Consider the following 23,312-nt stretch of genomic DNA (forward strand, 5'->3'; position numbering starts at 1 on the left):
GAAGAATGCTGCGCGTTTGCATTTCGTCCACCATCAATGGCGACCTTTCAAAATCGCACCTGACACGTAGGGTCGCCATTTATGGTGACCAGGTGCGCAAAAATGCGCACCCTACGAAGCATATGTTTGTCAGGAAGTTACTGCATCCGCTGCCACCGCTTGCGCCTGTTGTTCACTCTGTTGCTCCTCGCGGAACTTCAAACGATCCCAGATGCGGAAGAACGGATAGTAGATCACCAGCGAAATCGTCAGGTTCACCACTTGCAGCACGGTGCCGGAAATGTGTCCGCCGGTCGCCAGATAACCGCTGACGAAAATCGGTGTGGTAAACGGCAACGCGATCCCGGCTGGAAGCGCGACCAAACCGGTGGACATCGCTGCCCATGAAACAATCACCAGCACCACCGGCGTGAGGATAAACGGTAAGAACAGATAGGGGTTCATTACCAGTGGAATGCCGAACACCAACGGTTCACTGATGTTAAACAGTGCGGCGGGCGCGGCGATCTTACCCAGCTGTTTCATCTGGCGACTGCGCGAGCGTATCAGCATAAAGATCACCAAACCGAGTAGCGCGCCAGTGCCGCCGGGCGCAATCCACAAATCATAAAACTGCTGAGTGAAGATGTGTGGGATCGGCAGGTTATGCTGGAACGCTTCAAGGTTTTCGCTCATGTTCGATAGCCACACCGGCTGGATAAACACCAGCACAATCGCATCGCCGTGCAAGCCCAGCGTCCATAAAATGCCAATCAGCAACACCGAGAAAATCATGCCCGGCAAGGTGCCGCCCACATGATGCATCGGCAAACCAATTACCGTCGCAATCAGGTTATTGATATCGCCAAACGGCGAGGCTTCCACTGCCAAACGCAACACCAGCACCACCGCCAGCACGCAGAAGCCCGGCACCAGCGCGAGGAAGGATTTCGCCACCGCAGGCGGCACGCCTTCTGGCATTTTGATCACCAGATTGCGGTTATGCACGAAGCGATAAATCTCGGTCGACATCAGCGCAATCACAATCGCCACGAACAATCCCTGGCTGCCAATCAGCGAAATCGGCAACACGCCGGTGACCAGTTGCGTCGGCGCGCCTTCCACTGGCGCAAACAGTGTCTGCTGTGGAATGGTCATCACAAACGCCACCAACGCCATCGCGCCGCTGGTGAGTGGATCGAGCGTGCGGTACTTCTCCGCCAGACGATAGGCGATACCGAAACTGGAGATCAGCGCCATGATGTCGTAGGTGGCGCGCACCGGATACAGCAACTTGTTGCGCCATGTATCGCCAAACAGATCCGCCATCAAATGGCCCCACGCCGGAATCGGCAGATAGGCAAAGATCAGGAAGAAACTGCCAATCAGCATAAACGGCATGTTGAGTATGATGCCGTCACGCACCGACAGCACATGCTTTTGACCGGCGATTTTCAGCGCGACGGGTAACACATAACGTTCGATAAAAGTACGGTTGGACATAGGGCCTCCTCAGGCTCAATGGCGCAACAAATTATGGCGTGGCGAACTGCGGCAGCCACGGCTGATTGAGCGTAAGCACTTCTTCCAGCAACGCTTCGGCGCTGGCCACATCACCGACCAACGGATTTCCCAACAGCGCCAGCAACGCTTGCTGGCGATCGCCGTGCACCGCCGCTTCGATGGTCAGACGTTCGAACGCTTTGATCTGCTGGGTTAAGCCGTTCATCAGCGGCGGTAATTCGCCAAACATCAGCGGATGCGCGCCCTGGGCATCGACCAGGCAATTCACTTCAACCACGGCATCATCTGGCAAGCCATGAATCGCGCCGTTGTTGCGGCAGTTCACCACCAGATTTTTGCCACTGTTATTGTGGATGGCGCTGATTAACTCGACCGCCACTTCGGAGTAATAGGCACCGCCACGGAAGCTCAACTGCTCTGGTTTATGTGCCAGATGCGGATCGGCATACAACGCAAACAACTCGGCTTCGACTTTCATCACCTGCTCGGCGCGCGTGTCTTCGTGGCCGTTTTGTGCTTTCTCTTGCTCTTCGGCCAGCATCTGCGGCGTTTGCCAGTAATAACGGTGATACGGGCACGGAATCGCCTTGAGCGCGCGCAGGAATTGCGGCGACCACGGCATATCTTTGATGTTGTTCATGGTCAGCGATTGGCCGTCGCACAACTGCTCAATCACCTGTTCGGTGACATCTTCGCCGCGACACGTCACCTGATGCACCCACACCAGATGATTCAGCCCGGCAAAGCGCAATTGCACATCGTCCCACGGCGCGTTGAGCATGCCAGCAATCATATGATGCATATTCACCGGCACATTACACAGGCCGATAATTTTCGCTTTGCTATAGCGCGACACCGCTTCGGTGACGATACCGGCTGGATTGGTGAAGTTGATGATAAAAGCATCTGGCGCCAACGCTTCCACTTTACGCGCGACGTTTAGCATCACCGGAATGGTGCGCAGCGCTTTGGCAAAGCCGCCAACGCCAGTGGTTTCCTGGCCGAGTCGTGCGTACTTCAAGCCCAAACGCTCATCGGCGGCGCGAGCCGCCAACTGACCGACGCGCAATTGCGTTAACACATAGGTCGCACCGCGAATTGCGTCATCCAGTTCGAAATGCACGCTGACCTTCACTTGTTCCAGCCCGTTCTGATCGAGCATGCGGCGCGTGAGATCGGCGATGATCTTCACCTTTTCGCGTCCTTGCTCCACATCCACCAACGCCAATTCCGTGACCGGCAGTTGCGCGTAGCGGTTGATGATGCCTTCAACCAATTCGGGCGAATAGCTGCTGCCACCGCCGATAATCGCTATCTTAAGCATGAGTTTCTCCTGCCGCCGTGCGGCGATAAAGTTCAATGATTTCGCCCGCCAGATCCTGAATCAGCATGGCGTTCATCAAATGATCCTGGGCATGCACCAAAATCAGGGTTACCGGCAGTTTGCCGCTGCCTTCATCCAGGCCGATCAAGGCGGTTTGCTGCTGATGTGCGGCGCTGATGCTGCTATTCGCTGCCGCCAGCTCACGCTGCGCTTCTGTGAAATCACCGTTACGCGCTAAGCGCAGCGCATTGATCGCTGCACTGCGTGCCGCACCGGCCTGCACCAGCAGCAGCATAATTTCCTCTTCAAACTCGATAACCACGTCTTCAGGCATGCAGAATCCCCCACAGCACAAGGCCGTGTCATGTCAGCTAGATTGGGTGAAACGGGTGTTTAGGAAGCGTGTAGCGCCAGGGCTTTATCCAGCACCTGTTCGCCACGCATCATGCCGTAATCCATCATGTCAATGACGGCAACAGATTTGCCCTGCGGAGCGGCAATGGCGGTGAGACGAGCGGCTTCAAACTGCACTTGTGGGCCGAGCAGCACCACATCGGCGTCTGGCAGAATACGTTCGAATTCCGCCACCGGCACCGCTTTGATCTCAACGGCCAAGCCGCGCCCTTGAGCGGCGCTCTGCATTTTGCTCACCAGCATGCTGGTTGACATTCCGGCGGCACAGCAAAGTACGATGCGCATAACTTTTCTCCTGTGATTTGACAGGGGCATTTAAGACCTGTCTCGGAGATGCTGTAAATACCCTCGCGGCAGAGGATTTTCTGATGAATGATTATTTAATTGATTAAAATCATTATGTTGTGTTGGTTTTGTGCGTGAAAATATTTTTCATGGCTGTGATCCGTACTGTAATTTTTCATTAACATTGTCGTTTAAACGTGGAAATGGCGCACAAAACGTCGAAAAAAAATTCACCGTGAAAAAGATTTTCATGCATGATGTGCTTTCGCTACTGAGGATGTGATGATCTGATGGATATTGTCTGGCAATTACAGCAGCAATCGGAGCGCGCGGATGCGCAGGAATCGAAGCTGGCGCGATTTATTCTGGCCAACCTGCACAGCAATGCGCAGGCCACCATGGAAAGCCTTGCCGCGCAGGCGGGCGTCAGTCAGGAAGTGCTGCGCCGTTTCGCAGCATCGGCGGGCTGTCGCGATCTGGATGATTTTTTGCATCAGGTACGCAAGGCCGGTCAGCAGCAGGAAGTGGCCTTTCTCGATGTGATTCGCCAGCGACAAGCTTCGCTAAGCCAGCAGGAAAAACGCGTAGCTGAGACAATTCTTGGCGACAGCGCGTTTGCCGCGTCTGCCACCATCGAACAGTTGGCCGGGCGCGCCGAAGTCAGCGCCGCCACTATCACCCGTTTTGCGCGATCGGTGGGTTGCGAGGATATTCGCGATTTGCGTATGCGGTTAGCGCGCGCCTCATCTGCGCCGCAGCAACGCTCGACGAATGTGATTGCGCCGCTGGAAGTGATTCATCAGGCGTTAACCCAGCAATGGTCGCAGGCCGAAACCGCCACCTGGGAACGCGCGGCAACGGCGTTGCGTAAAGCGCGCAGCGTGTTGTTGATTGGCGGTGCCGGACAACAAACGCCGCTGGCGACGGAGGTGCAGCAGCGCCTGAACAGCGCCGGATTAGCTATCGCATGGATTCAGGACGATAACCTGCTGCGCATGACCTTAAGCCGTTTGCAGCCGGATGATTTGTTGCTGATTCTCGCGCCTGATGCGGTGAGCAGCACGGTGCTCAGTGCGGTACATCATGCGCATATTCAGAAAACCGCAGTGATCGCGCTGTGCCCGCAAGCGCTGGATCTCGCCAGCCAGGCCGATATTTGGTTGCCGCTACCGGAGACAAAAAGCGCGCGCAGCTACGGCATTTTGTTCGCGTTGGAGCGGTTGGAGGCGGCGTTGTAAGTCGTGGTCACCATAAATGGCGACCCTACAAAAACCGCGCCAATCCCTTGTAGGGTCGCCGTTTACGGTGACCGAAAGCGCATTGTTGGCGAGCTTGCCTATTTCACCAACACCTGCGCACCGGCGTTTTTCTCCAATCGCCACACATCGAATAGCGACATCAGTACCAACAGCGCGACACCGGCAAACGCGACATGAATATCGCTCTGGGCAATCGTCGCGTGTTCATGCCACCACATCGAACCACGCAGGAACAGCGCCGCCAGCGCGATGCCAGCGCTCATGCTGAACTGGAAGAAGATGCTAAACACCACCGACGCATCGCTCATTTTACTTTGCGGCACATCGGCGAATCCGAGGCTGTTGTAGCAGCTGAATTGCAGCGAGCGCGACAGGCCGCCAATAAACAGAATCGCAGCGATGGAGAAATAACCCAGCGCCGGATTGAGCAGCAAACAGCCGAGCATCGCCACCAAACTGATTACGCCATTTACCATCAATACCTGACGAAAACCCCAGCGTTTCATCAACCAGGTGGTGGCGGGTTTCATCGCCAGATTGCCCGCAAACACCCACAACACCATCGCACCGGCTTGCGCCGCGCTCCAGCCAAATCCCAGTTGAAACAGCAGCGGCAATAAAAACGGCACCGCGTTAATTGAGGCGCGAAAGAAGGAGCCGCCAATCACCGCATTGCGGAAGGTAGCAATTTTCAGCGCGCTGAACGGCAACAGCGGTTGTGGGTGAATAAAGCTGTGACGATACGCCAGCCAGCAGCACAATACGCCGAGCAGTAATAACGGAACGCCGAGATTCAGATGCATTTGTCCCAATGCTTCCAACGCGATAATTAACGCCGTACAGGCAGTCGCGGTGAAGGCAAAACCTTTAATATCGAAGGGGCGCATTTGCTCAGCTTTAAACTGCGGCACTAAATACGCGGTAGCGACTAACGCGATAATGCCGAGCGGGATGTTGAGCCAGAAAATCCACGACCAATGCCCGTAAGTGACAATCAACCCGCCGAGCGGCGGCCCCAGCACCGGCGCAATCAGTCCCGGCCAGGTAATAAAGGCGATGGTTTTCACCATGTCTTTTTTCTCGGTGGCACGCAGCACCACCATGCGTCCGACCGGCACCATCATCGCGCCGCCAATCCCTTGCAAAATACGACTGAGCGTAAACATCGCCAGCGTGTCGCTGAAGCCACACAGAATCGACGCGAAGGTGAAAATCAAAATGGCGCTGGCAAAGATAGTGCGCGCACCGAAGCGCTCGGCCAGCCAACCGCTCATCGGAATAAATATCGCCACAGCCAGTAAATAGGCGCTGACGCCGATGTTTAACGCTACCGGGCTAGCGGCGAAATCGCGTGCCATTTGCGGAATCGCGGTGGTGATGACCGTGGCATCGAGGTTTTCCATAAAGAAGGTAACGGCGACTAATAGAGCTAAAACCAAGGTGTGATTGGTATGCGAACCTGCTTGCTTAACTGCGTGCGTCATGCGGGAGCCTGTGAAAAAAGGGATGCCATGACTGTTAATTAAAAGCGGCAAGGGTGCAAATTGAAATGTTTAGCAAAATGTTGAGGTCCCCATAAATGGCGACCCCACACAAGCCGTGATGATCCAACGTAGGGTCGCCATTTATGGTGACCTGCTGCGGGGTAAATTATACCGCTTCAGCCACCTTGGCTTTGGCAGTAATAAACTCTACCACCGCCTTCGTCACTTGCGCCGTATTCGCCGTGCCGCCGACATCTGGCGTCAAGATACCTTTCGCGCAGACAAACTCAATCGCCTGCATAATCAGCGCCGCCGCATCACGCTCGCCGAGATGTTCCAGCATTTGCACCGCCGTCCAGAAAGTGGCGATCGGGTTGGCGATGCCTTTGCCGGTGATATCAAACGCTGAGCCGTGAATCGGTTCAAACATCGACGGGAAGCGGCGATCGGGATCGATATTTGCCGTTGGCGCAACGCCCAAGCTGCCCGCCAAAGCGCCCGCCAGATCCGACAAAATATCGGCGTGCAGGTTGGTGGCGACAATGGTGTCGAGGCTTTGCGGATGCAGCGTCATGCGGTGCGTCATCGCATCCACTAACATTTTATCCCATTGCACATCCGGGAACTCTTGCGCCACTTCGGCGGCGATTTCATCCCACATCACCATGCCGTGACGCTGCGCGTTAGACTTGGTCACCACGGTCAGCAGTTTGCGCGGGCGCGACTGCGCCAGTTTGAAGGCATAACGCATAATGCGCGTCACGCCGACGCGGGTGAAGATGGCGACTTCGGTGCCGACTTCTTCCGGCAAACCGCGGTGCGCACGGCCGCCGTTGCCCGAATATTCGCCCTCCGAGTTTTCTCGCACAATCACCCAATCGAGATCGCCGGGACCACGATTACGCAGCGGCGACGTCACGCCCGGCAGGATTTTGGTCGGACGCACGTTGGCGTACTGATCAAAGCCCTGGCAAATCGGCAGGCGTAATCCCCACAACGTGATGTGATCCGGCACATCGGGCGCACCGACTGCGCCGAAGTAGATGGCATCAAACTTCTTCAGCGTTTGCAGGCCATCTTCCGGCATCATCACACCGTGCTGTTTGTAGTAATCCGAACCCCAATCAAAGGTCTGCACGTTGAATTTGAGCTGCGGATCGTGACGCGTCAGCGCATGCAGCACTTCGACGCCCGCCGAGATCACTTCCGGGCCAATACCATCTGCAGGAATTGCGGCAATATTGTAGTTACGCATAGTGTTTCTCCAGTTAGATCAATGTGTATGAGGATGAGGAAGTTCTGCGGGTTGCGGCTTATTGCCGCTGGCAGAAAGAATCAGAACCACGATGGCGGAGAGCGCCAACAGCCCGGCGACAAAATAGAGTCCCCACGTGTAGCTGCCGGTTTGCTGGCGGATCACGCCGATCATCATCGGGCCGACGAAGCCGCCAAGATTGCCAATCGAGTTAATGGTGGCGATGCCTGCTGCCGCGGCCGGGCCACTGAGGAACAGCGTTGGCATGCTCCACAACGGCGGTTTAGAGGCGCTGATGCCGACGGTGACCAACGTCAGGGCGATAATTACCGCGAAAAGTGTGCTGACGTTACCGGCATAAATCAGTCCAGCCGCCGCCAACAAACAGGCGCCAATCACGTGCCAGCTGCGCTCTTTAGTGCGATCCGAATGGCGTGCCCACAGGATCATGCCGATCACGCCAATCACTGCCGGGAAGGCATTGAGGAAACCAATCTCCATCGACGATGCGCCGAAGCTGCGGATGATTTGTGGCGACCAGATGCCGAGCGTGTACAAACCGGCGGAGGTGCCGAAATACACCAGCGCCAGCGCCAGTACGCGTTTGTCCGCCAAACCACGCCAGGCGCTGCTGTGGCTTTGATTGGCCGCGCGCGCTTGTTCTTCGGCCTTCATGGTGTTTTCCAGCCACGCGCGTTCTTCATCAGTCAGCCACTTGGCTTTAGCTGGGCGATCGGTGAGGAAAAACAGCACCACAATGCCGAACAGCAGCGCCGGAATTGCTTCCAACACAAACATCCACTGCCAACCGGCGTAGCCGAGCATGCCGTGCATCTCCAGTAGCGCGGCGGAGATCGGTGAACCCAGTGCGGTGGAGAGTGGGGCGGCAGCCATGAAAATGGCGGTGACCTGCGCGCGTTTCGCCGCCGGGAACCAGTAACTGAGATAGAGAATGATGCCAGGGAAGAAGCCGGCTTCCGCCACGCCGAGCAGGAAGCGCAGCACGTAGAAACTGGTGGTGCCCTGCACAAACGCCATGCAGCCGGAGACTAATCCCCAGGTAATCATCACGCGGGCGATCCAAATACGCGCGCCGACTTTATGCAGAATTAAATTCGACGGGACTTCAAACAGAAAATAGCCGAGGAAAAAGATGCCCGCGCCAAAACCAAATACCGTTGGCGAGAAACCTAAATCCTGATTCATGGTTAACGCGGCAAAACCAATATTGACGCGATCGAGAAAAGCGATGAAGTAGAGCAGCATGATGAAGGGCACAATGCGTAATGTCACTTTACGCATCACCCTTTTTTCGAGGTGAGAGTTCATATTAAAGTGCTCCAGATTATGTAGGGTGGTGTTATTTTTTTGTAATCGAGTTCAGTATGCCGTTTTGTTTTGGCTTATCATTAGATGTGGATTATATAAACTATTTGCATAATCGGCGGGTGAGGGGAATGTGGATATAAATCAATTGCGTTGCTTTGTGGCGGTGGGCAAAGAACTCCATTTTGGCCGCGCGGCACAAAAGCTGGAAATGATGCCTGCGTCACTTTCCCGCTTCATTCGCTTATTGGAAGACGATGTCGGCGTGCGTTTATTAAATCGCTCAACGCGCAATGTTTCATTAACCGCTGAAGGGGCGATATTCTTTGATGAGGCCGGGAAACTCATCGATCAATTTGATGCACTGGCGCAGCGATTTAAAGTGGGATTAAAAGATGAACGGCGTACTTTACGTATTGGCGCAATTGATAGCGCTGCACGCGGATTAGTTCCGGCACTATTAAACTTATTTGTACCGCTGCATCCACACAGTGATATTCATATTATTGAAGATAAAACCATTAATTTGATTCCGAAATTAAAATCGGGTTGGCTGGATATGATATTTATCCGCGAGCCGCAAAGTATTGATGCTGCAATAGCGGTGCGTTTTATTACCCGCGAAAGCTGCGTGCTGGCGGTACCGTTGCATCATCGATTAGCCGGACGCACTAGGGTAACGGTGGATGATTTTCAGCAGGAAGCGATGATTATTCCCGATCGCCGCACGCGTCCACATAGCCACGATCTCACCATCAACCTGTTCAAGTTGTCAGGATTCACGCCGCATATCGCCCAGTTTGCCGAAGAGAAGCAAACCATTCTGAGCCTGGTTTCCGCCGGATTGGGATTAGCGGTGGTGCCCGCTTCGTACCGCACTATGAACAGCGACAGCGTCAGTTATATTGCGCTGGATTTGCCGGAGCAACTAAAAGGTTTGCCGCTGAGCATCGCCTGGCAACAGGGTAATCAGGACAGTTTTCTGCTGGAGATGCTGCGGTTGTTGCATGAGCATCAGGGTGAATTGACGGAGAAATTGTGATCGCTGGCCCTCACCCTAACCCTTTTCCGCACGCGGGAGAGGGGATATTAGGTGGGATAAAATTCCACCCCGCAGCGGGCAGTTCCCTCTTCCATTTATGGGAGAAGGCTAGGGTGAGGGACAACGCACACCATCCACCATCCATCCAGTGGCTAATTCCCGCCACTCTCTCTATGATGAAAACTTTCCCGCGTGATTGCGCGGATGATCAATGAGTTAGGGAAAAATCGCGCGATGACTATTATCAACGATCTGGATTTACGTCAGCTTGAAGCCTTCTCGGCGGTGATCTCTGCTGGTAGTGTGACGGCGGCGGCGAAGGCGCTGAATCGCTCGCAGCCAGCGGTGTCGCGCCTGATCCAGGAATTGGAACAATCGTTAGGTTATCCGCTGTTTATCCGCAACGGGCCGCGCATCCATCCTTCCGAAGAAGCGTTGCAACTGCATCAATATGTGCAGAAAGCCTTGCTCTCCTTGCAACAAATTCGCCTGCGCGCGCAGGAGATCGCCCATCAACAGCATCGTCCGTTGAGCATCGCCGCTACGCCTGCGCTGGCTGCCGGTTTATTGCCGCAGGCACTGGCTGCGCTCAACTTGCAGAACAAAGTGCAGATCATCAGCGAATCGGCGGTGCAGACCGCGCATGCGGTGATCACTGCCGAAGCCGATCTCGGTTTATGCAGTTTGCCGCTGGAGCACCACGCGGTGGAATTACACTGGATCGGGCAATCGCAATGCGTGGTGGCGCTGCCAGAAAATGATGAACTCGCCGCGCAGTCGCAGTTGTCGTTAAGCAATTTGGCGGGGCGTCGTTTGATTGCGCCGTGGAGCCCGCAACGTCTGCGTGGACGCTATGAAAAGGCGCTGAAAAAGGTCAAAGCGCCGCTGCTGGAGACTATTGAAACCAACTCTTCCGCCAATATTCTTGGCTGCGTGCGTGCCGGATTGGGCGTGGCAATCTTAGAACCGGTCACCGCGTGGGGCATGCCGCTGGCGGGTGTGGCGATTCGTCCACTGGAAGAAGATATTCCTTACTATTTCGGCGTCATCACGCCGCAAGGTCGGCAAATTTCCAGCGCTGCGCAGGCGCTGGTGGAGGCGTTAGCCAACGCGGCGGCTGATCTGTTACCGGGTTTTGAACGCCTGCCTGCCAGTGAACATCCACGTATTATGCGGTTGATAAATCAGGATTAATGTTCAGCTTTTTTTCAAAAAAGTCACCATAAATGGCGACCCTACGAATACGGCGAGGTTTTGTAGGGTCGCCATTTATGGTGACCGGTAAACCACTCAGAACCCGCTTATAACATTTTCGGCATAAGATATAAGAAATCCATTGGTCAAAAGCTGAGCGCAAATCTTGACTCCGATTTAGGGCAAGAGGAATATGCGAATCCTTAGTTATTACTATGCGATTTAATGATTATTACCCATTAACTATGTGTTATCAGGATAATGGCAATGCATAGTGATTTACGCGCTTTAGCGGCGATTGGCTGCCGCTTCATTCTGGGAAAACGTCTATGACTTATGCCGCCGAAGGCCTTGCTGCACTGGAAGCGCAGTTACAGCAAGATCTGGAATATCTGGAACTGCCCGCCAAATCCTGGGTGCCTGAACGCACGCATAATGGCGCCGCCGTACGCGATGTGGTGGTGATTGGTGCGGGCATGTGCGGATTAGCGGCGCTGGCGAAATTGCAGTTTACCGGCATCAGTAATGCCGTGGCCTACGATGCCGCGCCCGCCGGTTTAGAAGGTCCGTGGGTGACGTTCGCGCGCATGGAAACCCTGCGCTCGCCGAAAACGTTACACGGCCCGGCGCTTGGCATGGCGCAACTCACTTTCCGCGCGTGGTTTACTGCGCAGTGGGGCAAAGAAGCCTGGCTTGAGCTGGATAAAATTCCCAAAGCGCAGTGGATGGATTATCTGATTTGGTATCGCAAGGTACTGAACCTGCCGGTGCACAACAACGTGCGTGTTAGCAATATTGCCTTCGATGGCGATTTGATTGCGCTGGATCTCAGCGGTGCAGAAACAGGCCGCGTTTACACCCGCCGTTTGGTGCTGGCGACCGGACGTTCTGGCCTTGGCGGTTTCGCCGTGCCGGATTTCCTGCAAGGGATCGACCGCCAATTCTGGGCGCACTCTGCTGACGAGATTGATTTCACTGCTTTAAAAGGCAAACGCATTGCGGTGATTGGTGCCGGCGCATCTTCGATGGATAACGCTGCCACCGCGCTGGAAAACGGCGCAGGCGCAGTCGATTTGCTGATTCGCCGCAAACAGATGCCGCGCATCAACAAGATGACCGGCATTGGCAGCCAGGGCGTGGTGCACGGCATGCATCAATTACCGGATGCGTGGAAATGGGCGTTTGTCGATTACACCGCCACCACGCAAACGCCGCCGCCGCGCTCCTCAACGCTGCGCGTGTCACGTCACGATAACGCGCGTTTCTTGCTCGACTGCGGTATCAACGCGGTGAAGCAGCAAGTCAACGGCTTACTGATCGAAACCACGCAAGGCGCGCTGCGCTATGACTTTTTGATTGCCGCCACCGGCTTTAGCAACGATTTCCACGGACGCCCAGAGTTCGCCGCCATCGCGCCGCATATTCGCAGCTGGCGCGATGGACGCTATCAACCTGAAATGGGCGCGCCACGACAAAGCTTGCTGGAAGCGCCGGATCTCGGCCCCTCCTTTGAATTCCGCGAACTGACGCCAGGCGCATGCCCGCAGTTGGCGCACATTCACTGCTTTAACGATGCGGCGATGCTGACGCACGGCAAAGTGTCCGGCGATATTCCGGCGGTCAGCGCCGGTGCCGATCGGCTGGTGCGCGGCATCACCGCTTCGCTGTTTGCCGAAGACGTCGAGCAGCATTACGCCAACCTACAAGCTTTTGACACCCCTGAATTGCAGGGCGATGAATGGGTGGATTCCACACCGTTACTTAACCAGGAGAATGCGCAGTGAGTGACGCAATTGATCGCGCAGCCGGATTAACCGCCGACGATGCGCTGTACGCCACGCGCCGCCTGCGCCCGGAATTTGTTGATGGGGCGGAGCAGTGCCGCCAATCGGTATTGACGCCGAACGACGAGCAGGGGTTAGCCGCCGATCTGCGTCTGGCGCTGGCGCAGCGTATGGCGATGTTGAATAACGATGCCGCGCTGCAAGCCGATTATCAGGTGCAGCTTGAGCAGCAGCAGCCATCCGATGCGCTTTTGTCGTTAGCGGCAGGTGCCACTGATCTGGCGGAGCCGCTGGCGACGATTGCACGCCACGCCGATCTGGTCACCCAGCAGCCGATGAACGCCACCGAGCAACACATTCGCTTGCTGGAGCAGGCCGGTTTGAGCAATCCGCAAATTGTGGCGCTGTCTGAACTGATCGCTTTTGTTAACTTCCAGACGCGCGTTGCGGCCGGATTACGTTTGTTGAGGTCTGCATGATTCCGTCGGTTAATCTCAAGCCGTTGCATTGGCATCCGTATATCGCGCCGGTCGAAGTGGCTGATGCTACGCCCGCGCAGCTTGATGCGATGAAAGTGACGCCATCCAATAAGAAGATCTCCGAATATGTGCGCACGCTGGCACACGATCCCGATAGCTACGTAGCGCGCACCGTGCTGTTCAACGCCATCATGTATGTCGAAGGTGGATTGGATCGCGCGGATCGTGAACTCGGCGCGCTGGGCGCATCGATCGTCAACGGCTGCAAATATTGCGCGGTGGTGCATGCGCGCCGCCACGCGCAGCTGGCGGAAAGCGACGCGGTGGTGAGTGCAATTTATTTTGATCGTGCCGATGTATTGAGTGAGCGCGATGCGGCGATCTACCGTTTCGCCCGCCGTTTATCGGTGACGCCGTCGGAAGCGAATGCTGATGATATGGCGGCACTGCGCGCGGTCGGCATGAACGATCAGGAGATTATCGACCTGATCCACGCCATCGCCATTTTTGGCTGGGCCAACCGTTTGATGCATGTGCTTGGCCATGCTGACCTGAACAAATAAGGGCTGATGCATGTTAGAACTCAACGATATTAAGCTCTCATACGGCAGCACGCCGATCTTGAAAGGCGTCGATTTGTCGGTAAAACGCGGCGATGTGGTGTCGATCATCGGGCCAAGCGGCACCGGTAAGACCACGTTGTTGCGCTGCATTAACTATCTGGCGAAACCGGCATCGGGCACCATCCAGCTCGATCAGATCCGCATGGATTACCAGTCGCCAGATAAAGCGGCGATCCAGGCGATCCGTCTGCGCACCGCGATGGTGTTCCAGCAATTTAACGTGTTCAAAAACATGACGGTGCTGGAAAACGTCATGGACCCGCTGATCGTCATTCAACGCAAAAGCAAGCAGCAAGCGCGCGACATCGCCGTGCAGGAGCTGGATCGCGTGGGATTAGGCGCCAAGCTCGATCACTATCCGTCGCAGCTTTCTGGCGGCCAGTTGCAGCGTACCGGCATCGCCCGCGCGCTGGCGGTGCGTCCTGATGTGATGCTGTTTGATGAACCGACTTCATCGCTCGATCCCGAGTTGGTGGGCGAAGTGCTGAAAGTGATTAAAGACGTGGCGTCATCCGGCATTACCTCGCTGCTGGTGACGCATGAGATGCAGTTCGCCAAAAGCATTTCGAATCGCATCGTGTTTATGGATCAGGGCGTGGTGGCCGCGCAGGGCAGCCCGACTGAGATGTTTGATAATCCAACCCTGCCGCGCCTTGCTCAGTTCCTCAATTCAGAACGCGTATTCTAATAATTAAAGGAATCAAAGACATGCCTGCAATCAAAACCTCATTACGTCGCCTGGCCGCGCCTGGCATCATCGCACTGGCCTTGATCAGCACTAGCAGCTTCGCTGACGCGGTGCGCACCATCAAAATCGCCACCGCTGCGGAATCTAAGCCGCTGTCGTGGGGCGCGATTGGTCACGAGCCGCAGGGCTACGAGCCGGATGTGCTGAAAGCCATCAACGCCAAACTGCCGCAGTACAAATTCGTGATGGAAGGCGCAGCCGATATCGCGCAAGAAACCGGCCTGGCAACCGGCAAATATGACATGGCGAGCGGCGGCTATTACAAAGCGCCGGCGCGTAGCAAACAGTTCCTGATCCCGGATGCGCCAATCGGTGCCAGCCTGATGAAGATCTACAGCCGCAGCGATAGCAACATCAACGGCATGAAAGATCTGGTCGGCAAAAACATCGTGCCTGTGACTGCGGGCGGCGGCGTGTACAAATTCGTCACGCAATGGCAGCAAGACAATCCAAACGACAAAGTGGAGATCAAAGCGTCGAGCGCTGGCGTGCCTTATCCGGATCGTCTGAAAGAAGTGCAGAGCGGCAAATATGATGCGCTGATCCTGCCTTCGAACCTCGGTGAGCAGACGGTGATCGACGAGCAGAAACTGAAGATCAAAGCCAGCGAGCCAGTGGCGGTGAACAACACCTACGTGCTGATCCACCGTTCTGCCGAGAACCAGGCGCTGAACGATGATATCGCCAAAACGCTGCAACAGCTGAAAGCCGACGGCACGCTGGATAAGCTGGCGCAGAAGTGGTTCGGCGAAGACGTGACCAAGTATATGAAGTAAGCGATTCACCGTGCTCGATGATGCGTTGAAACGGGCGGGCCAAAGGCCGCCCCTACGACGCATGCATCGGCTCTTTTTTAGCAGGAGTGTTTCACCGTGAATCTGACTTCAATGATACCCGAGCTGCTGTCGGCGCTGCCGTTGACGCTTGGCATAATGTTTGTCGCGATGATCGTCGGGTTCTTCCTGGCGCTGATCGCCACCGCGTTGCGCGTTCGTCGCATCGCGCTTATCAGCTCATTAGTTGATTTATATGTTTCATACGCGCGCAGCGTGCCAGTGGTGTTGCAGCTGTTCGTGGCGTTTTATGGCTTGCCGCTGATCACCGACCATCTTGGCTACGCCGACTTTTTCACTGCCAACGTGGCGGCGATGATTGGTTTGAGCCTGTATCACGGCGGCTATTTGTCGGAAGTGATGCGTCCGGCGTTTCTGGCGGTTGAGCGTGGTCAGCATGATGCGGCCGACAGCATGGGTTACAGCTTCTGGCAAAAGATGAAACGCATTGTTGGCCCGCAGGCGCTGCATTTTGCGCTGCCTGGTTACGGCAACGCGATTATCTATCTGATTCATAACGTGGCGTTGGTGATGTACATCGGTGCGGCGGATGTGATGGCGACCGCGCATCTGATCATGGAACGCGACTACAACCAATATCAGTTCGGTACCTATCTGGTGCTGGCGGTGCTCTATTCGCTGCTGTGCGGCGTGGCCTGGCTGATTATCCGTTATTTCGAACAACGTCACGCTAAGTACAGCTCGAAAAGCGCTGCACGCGTCAAGTTCACCAGCGTCTGATAAGGGAGAGCAACCATGTTTGATCTTGAGGTTTTGCTACCGGACTTCTGGAGCATTCTCGATGCGGTGCCGGTTACGCTGTTGATGGCGGTGACGGTGTTTGTCTGTTCCACGCTGCTTGGCGGGCTGTTTGCTTTTATCGAACATCGCCGTATTCCTGTGCTGCGCCAGTTGGTGATCGCTTACAAGATCGCCTTCAAAGGCGTGCCAATGGTGGTGGTGATTTTCCTCGCCTATTACGGTTTGCCACCGGCGCTGCATTTCGTTGCCACGCTGTTGGGTGTGGAAGTGAACGCCCACTCGCTGCCGAACTGGGTGATTATCATTGTGGCCCTAAGTGCCTGCGTGGCGGCGTTTCAGGCGGAAGTGTGGAAGGGTGCGCTCAACTCGTTTGATAGCGGACAATCGGATGCCGCGTTGTCGCTGGGTTACAGCGGCGGTCAGCTGTTCCGCCGTGTGATGTTCCCGCAGATTATTGTGGCGGCGATTCCCGATCTAGCGAACGCCTTTATGGTGATCATGAAAGCGCTGTCGCTGGCGTTTGCCATCGAAGTGGTGGATATATTCGCTCAGGCGCAATTGACCGCGGCGCTGAATTTCTACTATCTCGAAGCCTTCCTGATCGCGGTGGTGTTCTACATGGTGATTGCGTATGTGGTCACCAAGATTGCCGACAAGATCGAAGCGCGATTGCGCGTGCGGACGTAAAGCTGAGGTCGCCAAAAATGGCGACCCGATTATACTGGGCGCTTTATTTGTGCCGGAGCCGCCACTTTGACCTCTCATAAAGACACTCAGCAGCAGGCAGAAGCGCTGCGCCAGATCATCAGCGCACTGGTGCGTAATGTACGTATCGCTACTGCAACGGTGCGCACGTCGCAGTATGAAACGCTGGATTTGCTGGATAGTCATCAAGCGCTTTCGATTGCCGATCTGGCGCGGTTGCGCGGTGTGAAGCATCAAAGTATGCGTTTGGTGATCAACGAGCTGGAGTTGCAAGGATTGGTGCTGCGGCAAAAAAGCGCACAGGATGCGCGCGCGCAGGTGATTGTGTTAAGCGATCAGGCGCGCGAGCAACTGGCTGCCGCGCGGCAACAGCGCGCGACGTGGCTGGCGCAGCGCATTGATGAGGCGTTGGATGAGCAGGCGCGCGACGACTTGCAAAAAGGCATCGCCGCGCTGCGCAAGCTGCTTTAACTGATGCTGCGCAGCTGGCTAACTACCGCCGCCAGCGTATTGATGCCCCAATGTTCCACATATTGCCCATTCTCAATTCGCACCATATCCATCACTTCAATTTTGACCGCTGAACCGGTGGGCGCGATGCCCATCAGCACGCCACTGTGCACGCCAGTAATGGTTTTGCGCGTGGTGACCCAATCGCCTTCTGCAATCTGCTGATGGATCTCAACCTGAAGATCGGAAAGTGCCGGGCGCAGGATCTGATCAAAGGTGTGCCACAACGCTTTGCGATCGTTTGCGCCGTTGGGCGGAGCGGAGTGATTAACGAAATTCTCTGCGACCAGTTGATCGAAGGCTTGACGATCGCCTTGGGCGATCACCTGCTGATTGAAACGGCGCACTGCCGCTTTGTTTTGTTCTGACATGCTGATACCTCGCCAATATATACAGTTTAACTGTATATATTTAACCGCAAAGCGTGAGGTGAGGTTTGCTATGTCGTGCTTTGTATTTGGTGGGGATGGTGCGGGCTTTCCCTCACCCCAACCCTCTCCGCAGGCGGGAGAGGGAGAAAGCTAGGGTGAGGGGAAAAGCGCGCCGAACTAGCGTTTACCCAGCGCTTCCCACAATCCCAGCAGATAGGTGGTGCCGAGCGCGCGGTCATACAAGCCATAACCTGGACGGCCGGTTTCGCCCCAGATAAAGCGGCCATGATCCGAGCGGATGTAACCGTCGAAGCCGTTGTCGTACATCGATTGCAGCACTTTATACATATCCAGCGAACCGTATTCGGTGGGATGCGCGCACTCGTAGAAATCTTTGTCCTGAATGATTTTGATGTTACGCACATGGGCAAATGGAATGCGTTTGCGGCGCGAGAATTCCGCCAAAATGCCGTACACATCATTCGCCGGATCTTCCGCAATCGATCCGGTGCACAACGTGATACCGTTGGCTTCGGAATCCACCACGTTGCAGATCCAGTCGAGATCGTCGCGATTTTTCACCACGCGCGGCAGGCCAAAGATCGAATACGGTGGATCATCCGGATGGATCGCCATTTTCACACCGACTTCTTCACACGTCGGGATCACCGCTTTGAGGAAATAGGCGAGGTTTTCCCGAAGTTTAGCGTCATCGACATCTTTATATTGGGCAAACAGATCCTGCACTTTTGCCAGACGTTCCGGTTCCCAACCTGGCAGCGCGAAGCCATTGGAATTGCCCAACACTTCCTGCACCACGTCGTCGAGGCTTTTATCAATGCCTTTCTTCTCGAACGCCATGGTCAGCGAGCCGTCTGGCAGCACATAATTCATGTCGGTCTTCATCCAGTCGAACACCGGCATAAAGTTGTAGCAAATCACTTTTACACCGACCGTCGCCAGATTACGGATGCTTTGCTTATAGTTTTCGATGTAGCGATCGCGGCTCGGCAGGCCAATTTTGATATCGTCGTGAATGTTGACGCTTTCAATCACTTCCACCGTCAGCCCAGCGGCATGCACTTGTTCAACCAGCGCATTGATCTTATCTACCGGCCAGGTTTCACCTACCGGCACGTCATACAACGCGCCCACCACGCCGCGTACGCCCGGCACCTGGCGAATATATTCCAGCGAAACTTTATCTTCTTTTGGACCAAACCAACGCATTGTCAGTTGCATAATGTCATCCACCGTCATCGTGTCTGTGATAACTGACAAACTACCATTCTAGTAAACATGATGACAGATCGAACAATCGAATAAGGCTTGATCCGCGTCACAGATCACACTTTATCCGCGCGGCTGACCGCTTAATGATGTTGCACCAATCCGCTGAAATACTCTTTGTATTTGAATAATTCGAGATCGGATCGTAAACCCAGTTTGCGCAACGCGGTCTGTTTCTGACCGCTGATGGTTTTACGGCTGCGCGCATATTTTCCTGCAATCTGCGTGATGCTCAATCCATCCAGATAACAGCGAATCACTTCGATCTCTCGCGGGCTTAATTCGCGCAGCAGCAGCGTGAGGTCATCGCCCATTTCGCGCGGCAACAAATATTCATGCATCTCACGATCGCTTTCCGAGAACTTATCCATCTCCAGCAACATATCGGCGGTGAGAAAACGTTTGTTACGACACACCTGATGTAAGGCGTTGATCAAAACCTCCTGATCTTCGCTCTTACCGACAAAACCATGCACGCCCGCTTTCAGCAGCAATTGCACAATCGCCGGTTTCTCTACAGACGAGGAGACCAAAATTCTCAAATTGGGATAACGCATGCGTAGCTGCTTTACCATCTGCAAGCCATCAAGATCGCCATCACCCAGCATGTAATCCAGCACCAATACATCCAACGGATTGCGCTGTAAAAATGCCATGAGTTGCTGACGCTGTGAAAAAGTCCCAGCGAGTTGCAGCAAAGGCTCTTGAGCCAGTCGATATTGAATGGCTTTGCCAATAAGTGGATGGTCGTCCAGCACGGCAATCTGCCAGATCGCTTCTTCTTTCATTATTTCACCTCTTTGATCAGTTCATTTTCGAGTGCGCGCTGGAAGAGGACTTCCAGTTCGGCCACGGCGTTAATCACCGCAGGCAGTTGGTGTCGCAGCAACGTGCCATCTTCGTGTTCAGCCGCTTGTTCAGCGGCAAGGCAACTCAGTTGTAAGGATTCAGCGCGCAGCAATTTGCCGCTGCCAAGCAGCTGATGCGCAGCGTGACGTGCGCCAATGAAATCGTCTTCTTGCACTGCCTGCTGCAAATGAGCGAGATCGCGGGCATTTTGGGTTTGTGCGGTAGTGACCAGGTCATGCCAGGCAATGGGATCGTTGGCGGCCAGATTTTCTAGCGTTAACAAGGTCTCCTGACGCGGTGGATGGGTGGGTGCTCCGGTGACGACATGCAGCAACTGCGCGCGTTCCAACGGTTTGAAGAGGCAGCCGTTCATGCCCGCGTTACGCGCTAAGTGGGCAACGCGCTCTTCTGCCATCGCGGTTAAGCCATAAATCGGTACCGCGCGGCGATTGAGCTGTTTTTCTTCAGCGCGTAATTGGCGCGTGAAAGCAAAGCCATCCATGCCCGGCATATTGCAGTCGGTGATGACGCGATCGATTTCGTGTTCGCGCCACAGCGCCAGCGCCGCTTCACCACTATCAGCGACCAACACGTGATGTCCGGCATAGCGTAATTGCTGAGCCAGCAGCAAACGGTTAGTGGCATTGTCATCAACAATCAGCATGCGTAATGCGATGTGCGCCGCGTCATCAAGGGGAAGTTCGGTGACCGTTTCAATCAGTGCAGCGGGCTGCGCAGTGAAGCGCAACATAAACACGCTGCCGACTTCAACCTCGCTTTCAACGTGTAATTCGGTGCCCAACATCACCGCTAAACGGCGACAAATATTCAGTCCCAATCCGGTGCCACTCACGCGATTGCTACCTTGGTCGAGTTGAATAAAGGGTTCAAAGATTGCTTGTTGCTGTTCGGCGGTTAATCCCATGCCGCTGTCGCATACTTCCAGCACGTATTCGGCTTTGCTGATATCTGCCTGATACAGCGCCACTTCGACCTCACCTTGAGTCGTGAACTTGATGGCATTGCTCACCAGATTTACCAGAATTTGTTTGAGGGCAACGGCATCAAACAACACGCAATCTTGTTCGATATCCAGCATCACCTTGAGCGCCAACCCTTTGTTTTGCGCAACTTGATGAAACAGCGCTTCGGTATCATGCACCACATCGCTGAGCGACATCGGCGTATAACGAATGCTGAAATGCCCGGATTCGATTTTTGCCAGATCGAGAATATCGCCGACTAACGACAGCAACGAACGCGACGATTGCCATGCAAGGTCGATGTTCTCCTGACGCTGGCGTGCGTCGCTCTGGCCAAAATGCTCAATTTCCAGCAAACCAATCAGTGCTGCGAGCGGTGTTCGAATTTCATGGCTCATGTGCGAAAGGAAGGTGCTCTTCGCCTCGCTGGCGCGCAGTGCAGCCCCTTTCGCTTTACGCACATCTCCCAGCAACGTTTCGATGTAAATCAACTGACCACTCATCTCTTTTTCAAGCAGGCGTTGCTTGGCCAGCGATGATTTCAGCCAATGGTTGCGCCAAAGGAAGAACAGCAAACAAACCATTGCCACCGCGATAATGCGCAGCATGTAGCTGCGGTAGCTTTGCCATGAAGTGCTGGTGGCGGGCGGTGTGTATTTGATCCAACGTTCCATCAATGATTGCATCGTGGGTTGTGGGATATCGGTCAGCGCTTTATTGAGGATGGAAATCAGGTGTTCATCCGCGACGTTAGTGGCCATCGCCAAACGAAACATCGGTAAGGGCGCCACAAAAGCCACTTTGAAGCGATCATTAAAATGATTGTTGAGCAAATACTGTGCCGACTCGTAAGGCACGATAAAGCCGTCGACTTGCTTATCCTGCAATTCGCCAAGTGAATCGATGGATACGGCATTTTCACTAAAGTCGATTTCCGGCCAGCGCTGTCGCACATCATGGCGGTAATAGGAACGCTCATAAATACCGATGCGCTTACCCGCCATCTCATCGAAACTGTGATAATTGCTGTCGCTGCGCGTCATCACCACCCAAGGTGAATAGATATAAGAGCGGGTGTAACTGATGTTGTCACTTTGCTGTGAGGCGGCGTCGCTGACCACAATCAGCGAATCACGTTGATTGACCAACGCATCACGCATGTTGCTGAGCCCCTGCATTGGCTTGAAATTAAAGCGAATACCGGTGCGTTGAGAAATCATCTTTAACAGCTCGACGCTGAGGCCGGCAACGCGTTGTTTACTATCCAGAAAAGTAAAAGGTAGATGCGTAGGATCGTAATTCACGGTGATATGACGGTGCTGCGCCAGCCATTGCGTTTCCGCTTCACTCAAATCAAGCGGATGATTCTTCACCACCGATTGATAATCCAGCCCCCAGGCTTCGGCAATTTGCACCGCATTGCGCAGCGGAATATTACTGAGGATTTCATTGATGGCGGCAATCAGTGGTTCGTTGCCGGCGCGTGCGGCGAAACGCGCATCAACATCGTTGGTATACGGCGTGTTATGCGACTCGATAATATTTTGTAATCCGCGCTGTGAAAGATAGCGTTGCGTGGCCGAATTGCTCCAGAACACGGTGTTTTCACTAAACGCGGTATCGGTGTAAGCCCACAATGGCGGCGAAGCTGCGGCCAGTTGCGCTTGCGGATAGCGTTTATGCAGCAGATCCTTCAATTCGTCATCGCCGTAATACATCAGACGATAGCTACTGTCTTTTAACTCGCGATCAAATTTCATGTTGCGTCGGCTGATCAACACACTTTGCGCCAGTGAATAGGGAATGCTGAGCCTGAGTTGAGTGACGTGATTGGCGGATTGCGGATAGTAGGGAATCAAATCAATCTCGCCCTGATTCAATGCCGCAACCAATTCCATCCGCGTGCGATACTGCGTGATCTCAACCGGGCGATGCAGCGTTTTTGCCACAATCGCCAGATAGTCGGCGGATAATCCTTCGTAGATATTCTTCTCAAACTCGACAGAATAGGGCGGCAATGAGTGACTCCAAATGCCAACACGCAATACGTTATGACGCGCTAACCAACGCTGACTTTCTGCATTTAACGTGACTTCAGGCGAGACTAATCCATAGCGCGGTGTAAAGGTCAGCGAAGTGGCGCTGAAGGCCGAGCAGCAGAAGCCCAAAAGGAAAATCATGCTTAGAATGCGTATGCCCACGAATCAATTCTCAATCATCAAGCCAGTGTTCTGCACCGCGCGCGTGGCGGCACAACTTGCTGACGAGGGATAGATCGCGCCAGGTTCC

22 protein-coding genes are annotated in these 23,312 nt (G+C 54.6%); 11 read left to right on the plus strand and 11 right to left on the minus strand.

The features are described 5' to 3' along the window. Positions 1 to 129 precede the first annotated feature (129 nt). The 4 genes from celB to ACPUC7_RS06320 are packed head-to-tail and all read right to left on the minus strand — an operon-like array spanning position 130 to position 3,526. On the minus strand, positions 130 to 1,482 hold the full coding sequence (gene celB, locus ACPUC7_RS06305) for a PTS cellobiose transporter subunit IIC (RefSeq protein WP_494922192.1): 1,353 nt from the start codon (positions 1,480 to 1,482) through the stop codon (positions 130 to 132). Positions 1,483 to 1,513: 31 nt separating this feature from the next. Then, positions 1,514 to 2,827, minus strand: a complete 1,314-nt coding sequence (locus ACPUC7_RS06310; RefSeq protein ID WP_494922193.1) for a 6-phospho-beta-glucosidase — start codon at positions 2,825 to 2,827, stop codon at positions 1,514 to 1,516. Continuing rightward, positions 2,820 to 3,161, minus strand: coding sequence for a PTS lactose/cellobiose transporter subunit IIA (locus ACPUC7_RS06315; RefSeq protein ID WP_494922194.1), 342 nt, complete (start codon positions 3,159 to 3,161; stop codon positions 2,820 to 2,822). Before ACPUC7_RS06315 ends, ACPUC7_RS06310 begins: the two co-directional genes overlap by 8 nt. Positions 3,162 to 3,220: 59 nt before the next feature. Further along, a complete protein-coding gene (locus ACPUC7_RS06320; RefSeq protein ID WP_343550889.1) occupies positions 3,221 to 3,526 on the minus strand; it encodes a PTS sugar transporter subunit IIB in 306 nt (101 codons plus the stop codon). Between the two features lie 290 nt (positions 3,527 to 3,816). Between ACPUC7_RS06320 and ACPUC7_RS06325 the strand changes: the two genes are divergently transcribed. Continuing rightward, a complete protein-coding gene (locus ACPUC7_RS06325; protein ID WP_494922195.1) occupies positions 3,817 to 4,764 on the plus strand; it encodes a MurR/RpiR family transcriptional regulator in 948 nt (315 codons plus the stop codon). Positions 4,765 to 4,862: 98 nt separating this feature from the next. Here the strand turns inward: ACPUC7_RS06325 and ACPUC7_RS06330 are convergent, their stop codons facing one another. The 3 genes from ACPUC7_RS06330 to ACPUC7_RS06340 all read right to left on the minus strand — a co-directional run bounded on the left by ACPUC7_RS06330 (position 4,863) and on the right by ACPUC7_RS06340 (position 8,853). Then, complete coding sequence (locus ACPUC7_RS06330; RefSeq protein WP_494922196.1) at positions 4,863 to 6,269, minus strand: MFS transporter; 1,407 nt, start codon at positions 6,267 to 6,269, stop codon at positions 4,863 to 4,865. A gap of 166 nt (positions 6,270 to 6,435) precedes the next feature. After that, positions 6,436 to 7,524: a tartrate dehydrogenase gene (locus ACPUC7_RS06335; protein ID WP_494922197.1), complete on the minus strand. Its 1,089-nt coding sequence runs from the start codon at positions 7,522 to 7,524 to the stop codon at positions 6,436 to 6,438. Positions 7,525 to 7,542: 18 nt separating this feature from the next. Further along, on the minus strand, positions 7,543 to 8,853 hold the full coding sequence (locus ACPUC7_RS06340; protein WP_494922198.1) for an MFS transporter: 1,311 nt from the start codon (positions 8,851 to 8,853) through the stop codon (positions 7,543 to 7,545). Positions 8,854 to 8,983: 130 nt separating this feature from the next. Between ACPUC7_RS06340 and ACPUC7_RS06345 the strand changes: the two genes are divergently transcribed. The 10 genes from ACPUC7_RS06345 to ACPUC7_RS06390 all read left to right on the plus strand — a co-directional run bounded on the left by ACPUC7_RS06345 (position 8,984) and on the right by ACPUC7_RS06390 (position 17,491). After that, positions 8,984 to 9,892 carry a LysR family transcriptional regulator gene (locus ACPUC7_RS06345; RefSeq protein WP_494922199.1) on the plus strand — a complete coding sequence of 303 codons (909 nt, stop codon included), beginning with the start codon at positions 8,984 to 8,986 and terminating at the stop codon, positions 9,890 to 9,892. Between the two features lie 234 nt (positions 9,893 to 10,126). Continuing rightward, positions 10,127 to 11,086: a LysR family transcriptional regulator gene (locus ACPUC7_RS06350; RefSeq protein ID WP_494922200.1), complete on the plus strand. Its 960-nt coding sequence runs from the start codon at positions 10,127 to 10,129 to the stop codon at positions 11,084 to 11,086. Between the two features lie 329 nt (positions 11,087 to 11,415). Further along, positions 11,416 to 12,870, plus strand: coding sequence for an NAD(P)-binding domain-containing protein (locus ACPUC7_RS06355; RefSeq protein WP_494922201.1), 1,455 nt, complete (start codon positions 11,416 to 11,418; stop codon positions 12,868 to 12,870). Beyond that, positions 12,867 to 13,349, plus strand: coding sequence for a CMD domain-containing protein (locus ACPUC7_RS06360; RefSeq protein WP_494922202.1), 483 nt, complete (start codon positions 12,867 to 12,869; stop codon positions 13,347 to 13,349). The genes ACPUC7_RS06355 and ACPUC7_RS06360 overlap by 4 nt, the downstream gene beginning before the upstream one ends. Next, positions 13,346 to 13,912 carry a peroxidase-related enzyme gene (locus tag ACPUC7_RS06365; RefSeq protein WP_494922203.1) on the plus strand — a complete coding sequence of 189 codons (567 nt, stop codon included), beginning with the start codon at positions 13,346 to 13,348 and terminating at the stop codon, positions 13,910 to 13,912. The genes ACPUC7_RS06360 and ACPUC7_RS06365 overlap by 4 nt, the downstream gene beginning before the upstream one ends. Positions 13,913 to 13,922: 10 nt before the next feature. Beyond that, positions 13,923 to 14,660 carry an amino acid ABC transporter ATP-binding protein gene (locus tag ACPUC7_RS06370; RefSeq protein WP_494922204.1) on the plus strand — a complete coding sequence of 246 codons (738 nt, stop codon included), beginning with the start codon at positions 13,923 to 13,925 and terminating at the stop codon, positions 14,658 to 14,660. Positions 14,661 to 14,680: 20 nt separating this feature from the next. Then, complete coding sequence (locus ACPUC7_RS06375; protein ID WP_494922205.1) at positions 14,681 to 15,496, plus strand: transporter substrate-binding domain-containing protein; 816 nt, start codon at positions 14,681 to 14,683, stop codon at positions 15,494 to 15,496. A gap of 111 nt (positions 15,497 to 15,607) precedes the next feature. Then, positions 15,608 to 16,294 (plus strand): amino acid ABC transporter permease, encoded by a 687-nt coding sequence (locus tag ACPUC7_RS06380; protein WP_494922387.1) that lies wholly within the window; start codon positions 15,608 to 15,610, stop codon positions 16,292 to 16,294. A 15-nt stretch (positions 16,295 to 16,309) separates the two neighbouring features. Continuing rightward, positions 16,310 to 17,002 (plus strand): amino acid ABC transporter permease, encoded by a 693-nt coding sequence (locus tag ACPUC7_RS06385; RefSeq protein ID WP_494922206.1) that lies wholly within the window; start codon positions 16,310 to 16,312, stop codon positions 17,000 to 17,002. Positions 17,003 to 17,068: 66 nt separating this feature from the next. Further along, positions 17,069 to 17,491, plus strand: a complete 423-nt coding sequence (locus tag ACPUC7_RS06390) for a MarR family winged helix-turn-helix transcriptional regulator (RefSeq protein WP_494922207.1) — start codon at positions 17,069 to 17,071, stop codon at positions 17,489 to 17,491. Here ACPUC7_RS06390 and ACPUC7_RS06395 read toward each other — a convergent pair. The 4 genes from ACPUC7_RS06395 to ACPUC7_RS06410 form a co-directional block, all read right to left on the minus strand. Next, complete coding sequence (locus tag ACPUC7_RS06395; RefSeq protein WP_494922208.1) at positions 17,488 to 17,901, minus strand: ester cyclase; 414 nt, start codon at positions 17,899 to 17,901, stop codon at positions 17,488 to 17,490. The two genes, ACPUC7_RS06390 and ACPUC7_RS06395, sit on opposite strands and share 4 nt — an antisense overlap. Positions 17,902 to 18,078: 177 nt before the next feature. Further along, complete coding sequence (gene uxuA, locus ACPUC7_RS06400) at positions 18,079 to 19,143, minus strand: mannonate dehydratase (protein WP_494922209.1); 1,065 nt, start codon at positions 19,141 to 19,143, stop codon at positions 18,079 to 18,081. 131 nt (positions 19,144 to 19,274) lie between these two features. Then, positions 19,275 to 19,979: a response regulator gene (locus ACPUC7_RS06405; protein WP_494922210.1), complete on the minus strand. Its 705-nt coding sequence runs from the start codon at positions 19,977 to 19,979 to the stop codon at positions 19,275 to 19,277. Then, positions 19,979 to 23,203: a transporter substrate-binding domain-containing protein gene (locus ACPUC7_RS06410; protein WP_494922211.1), complete on the minus strand. Its 3,225-nt coding sequence runs from the start codon at positions 23,201 to 23,203 to the stop codon at positions 19,979 to 19,981. Before ACPUC7_RS06410 ends, ACPUC7_RS06405 begins: the two co-directional genes overlap by 1 nt. Between the last annotated feature and the right edge of the window lie 109 nt (positions 23,204 to 23,312).

The organism is Pantoea sp. CFCC18179 (assembly GCF_059412405.1).

Bases quoted from the DNA above. Each gene is read 5' to 3' on its own strand.
- ACPUC7_RS06330 (WP_494922196.1), bottom strand. From the start codon at position 6,269: ATGACGCACGCAGTTAAGCAAGCAGGTTCGCATACCAATCACACCTTG.
- ACPUC7_RS06375 (WP_494922205.1), top strand. From the start codon at position 14,681: ATGCCTGCAATCAAAACCTCATTACGTCGCCTGGCCGCGCCTGGCATC.
- ACPUC7_RS06320 (WP_343550889.1), bottom strand. From the start codon at position 3,526: ATGCGCATCGTACTTTGCTGTGCCGCCGGAATGTCAACCAGCATGCTG.
- ACPUC7_RS06355 (WP_494922201.1), top strand. From the start codon at position 11,416: ATGACTTATGCCGCCGAAGGCCTTGCTGCACTGGAAGCGCAGTTACAG.
- ACPUC7_RS06335 (WP_494922197.1), bottom strand. From the start codon at position 7,524: ATGCGTAACTACAATATTGCCGCAATTCCTGCAGATGGTATTGGCCCG.
- ACPUC7_RS06365 (WP_494922203.1), top strand. From the start codon at position 13,346: ATGATTCCGTCGGTTAATCTCAAGCCGTTGCATTGGCATCCGTATATC.
- uxuA (WP_494922209.1), bottom strand. From the start codon at position 19,143: ATGCAACTGACAATGCGTTGGTTTGGTCCAAAAGAAGATAAAGTTTCG.
- ACPUC7_RS06395 (WP_494922208.1), bottom strand. From the start codon at position 17,901: ATGTCAGAACAAAACAAAGCGGCAGTGCGCCGTTTCAATCAGCAGGTG.
- ACPUC7_RS06350 (WP_494922200.1), top strand. From the start codon at position 10,127: ATGACTATTATCAACGATCTGGATTTACGTCAGCTTGAAGCCTTCTCG.
- ACPUC7_RS06410 (WP_494922211.1), bottom strand. From the start codon at position 23,203: ATGATTTTCCTTTTGGGCTTCTGCTGCTCGGCCTTCAGCGCCACTTCG.
- ACPUC7_RS06370 (WP_494922204.1), top strand. From the start codon at position 13,923: ATGTTAGAACTCAACGATATTAAGCTCTCATACGGCAGCACGCCGATC.
- ACPUC7_RS06315 (WP_494922194.1), bottom strand. From the start codon at position 3,161: ATGCCTGAAGACGTGGTTATCGAGTTTGAAGAGGAAATTATGCTGCTG.
- celB (WP_494922192.1), bottom strand. From the start codon at position 1,482: ATGTCCAACCGTACTTTTATCGAACGTTATGTGTTACCCGTCGCGCTG.
- ACPUC7_RS06340 (WP_494922198.1), bottom strand. From the start codon at position 8,853: ATGAACTCTCACCTCGAAAAAAGGGTGATGCGTAAAGTGACATTACGC.
- ACPUC7_RS06325 (WP_494922195.1), top strand. From the start codon at position 3,817: ATGGATATTGTCTGGCAATTACAGCAGCAATCGGAGCGCGCGGATGCG.
- ACPUC7_RS06310 (WP_494922193.1), bottom strand. From the start codon at position 2,827: ATGCTTAAGATAGCGATTATCGGCGGTGGCAGCAGCTATTCGCCCGAA.
- ACPUC7_RS06380 (WP_494922387.1), top strand. From the start codon at position 15,608: ATGATACCCGAGCTGCTGTCGGCGCTGCCGTTGACGCTTGGCATAATG.
- ACPUC7_RS06385 (WP_494922206.1), top strand. From the start codon at position 16,310: ATGTTTGATCTTGAGGTTTTGCTACCGGACTTCTGGAGCATTCTCGAT.
- ACPUC7_RS06405 (WP_494922210.1), bottom strand. From the start codon at position 19,979: ATGAAAGAAGAAGCGATCTGGCAGATTGCCGTGCTGGACGACCATCCA.